Annotated in this window: 1 protein-coding gene; it reads left to right on the top strand. The window is 64.9% G+C overall.

The features are described from left to right. Positions 1 to 195: 195 nt before the first annotated feature. Positions 196 to 2,034 carry an amidohydrolase gene (locus tag OC610_RS26280; protein WP_198796073.1) on the top strand — a complete coding sequence of 613 codons (1,839 nt, stop codon included), beginning with the start codon at positions 196 to 198 and terminating at the stop codon, positions 2,032 to 2,034. The last annotated feature ends 45 nt before the right edge of the window (positions 2,035 to 2,079 follow it).

Raw genomic sequence — 2,079 nt, 5'->3', positions numbered from 1 at the left:
TGGCGACCCGCCTGTTCGCGCCATGGTTGGAAGCGTCCAAGGCCCACGAACACCTGGAGCCCGGCCATGGCCAATAACGACGATCCAACCGATCCACTGCGCCGCCAACTGCTCGCCGCCGGATCGTTGCTCAGCGCCGCCGCGGCTTTCTGGCCGCGCCTGTCCCTTGCTTCTTCCCATTCACAAGGAAACCCGATGAACGCCGATCTGATTCTGTTCAATGGCCAATTCCACACCGTCGACCGCGAGAAGCCTCGCGCCAGCGCGGTTGCCATCAGCCAGGGGCGCTTCGTCGCCGTGGGCACCGACGCCGAGGCCATGGCCTTGCGTGGCAGCGGCACCCAGGTCATCGACCTCAAGGGCCGCACCGTCATTCCCGGGCTCAACGACTCGCACCTGCACCTGATCCGTGGCGGCTTGAACTACAACCTGGAACTGCGCTGGGAAGGCGTGCCGTCCTTGGCCGATGCCTTGCGCATGCTCAAGGACCAGGCCGACCGCACGCCGACGCCACAATGGGTACGCGTCGTGGGCGGCTGGAACGAATTCCAGTTCGCCGAAAAGCGCATGCCGACCCTGGAAGAACTCAACCAGGCCGCGCCCGATACCCCGGTGTTCGTGTTGCACCTGTACGACCGCGCCTTGCTCAACCGCGCCGCGTTGCGTGTCGCCGGCTACACCCGCGACACGCCGAACCCGCCCGGTGGCGAGATTGTTCGCGATGCCAACGGGAATCCGACCGGCATGCTGGTGGCGCGGCCCAACGCGATGATCCTTTACTCGACCCTGGCGAAGGGACCGAAGCTGCCGCTGGAATACCAGGTCAACTCCACCCGCCAGTTCATGCGCGAGCTCAATCGCCTGGGCCTGACCAGCGCCATCGACGCCGGCGGCGGCTACCAGAACTATCCGGACGACTACGCGGTGATCGAGCAATTGGCCCGCGAGCAACAGATGACGGTGCGCATCGCCTACAACCTGTTCACCCAGAAGCCTAAGGAAGAACTCACCGATTTCAAGAACTGGACCGGCAGCGTCAAGCTGCACCAGGGTGATGACTTCCTGCGGCACAACGGCGCCGGCGAGATGCTGGTGTTCTCGGCGGCGGACTTCGAAGACTTCCTCGAACCGCGCCCGGATCTGCCGCCAGGCATGGAGCAGGACCTGGAACCGGTGGTTCGTCATCTGGTGGAACAGCGCTGGCCATTCCGCCTGCACGCGACCTATGACGAATCCATCAGCCGCATGCTCGACGTGTTCGAGAAGGTCAACCGCGACATTCCGTTCAACGGCCTGCCGTGGTTCTTCGACCACGCCGAGACCATCACGCCGAAGAACATCGAACGCGTGCGAGCACTGGGCGGCGGTATCGCGATCCAGGACCGCATGGCCTTCCAGGGCGAATATTTCGTCGATCGCTACGGCGCCAAGGCCGCCGAAGCCACGCCGCCGATCAAGCGCATGCTCGCCGAAGGCGTGCCGGTGGGCGCCGGCACCGACGCCACCCGCGTTTCCAGCTACAACCCGTGGACCTCGCTGTACTGGATGGTCAGCGGTCGTACCGTTGGCGGCCTGTCGTTGCACGAAGAAGGCCTGCCGCGCCTGACGGCCCTGGAACTGTTCACCCATGGCAGCGCCTGGTTCTCGTCCGAGCAGGGCAAGAAAGGCCAGATCAAGGTCGGCCAACTGGCGGACCTGGCGGCCCTGAGCGCGGACTTCTTCAGCGTCGAGGAAGAAGCCATCAAGTGGATCGAGTCGGTACTGACCGTGGTCGACGGCAAGGTGGTCTACGCCGCCGGCGACTTCGAAAAGCTCGGCCCGGCCAGCGTCCCGGTGCTGCCGGACTGGTCGCCGGTGGTCAAGGTCCCGGGCCACTGGCGTCCGACCTCACCGCTGCAGGCCCAGGTCCACCAGTGCAGCGGTCCGTGCACGGTGCACTCCCACAGCCACGAACGGGCGCGCTTGTCGAACGTCCCGGTCAGCGACTTCCAGGGTTTCTGGGGCGCGTTTGGCTGTTCCTGCTTTGCCTTTTGACTGAGCACAAACACTTACCCCTGTGGGAGCGAGCTTACTCGCGAT

Origin of the sequence: Pseudomonas agronomica, from assembly GCF_025917275.1 — a bacterium.
In the GTDB taxonomy this organism is placed as follows: domain Bacteria; phylum Pseudomonadota; class Gammaproteobacteria; order Pseudomonadales; family Pseudomonadaceae; genus Aquipseudomonas; species Aquipseudomonas agronomica.
Note: the sequence above shows the minus strand (reverse complement) of the source record. Positions and strands in the feature narration are given on the sequence as shown.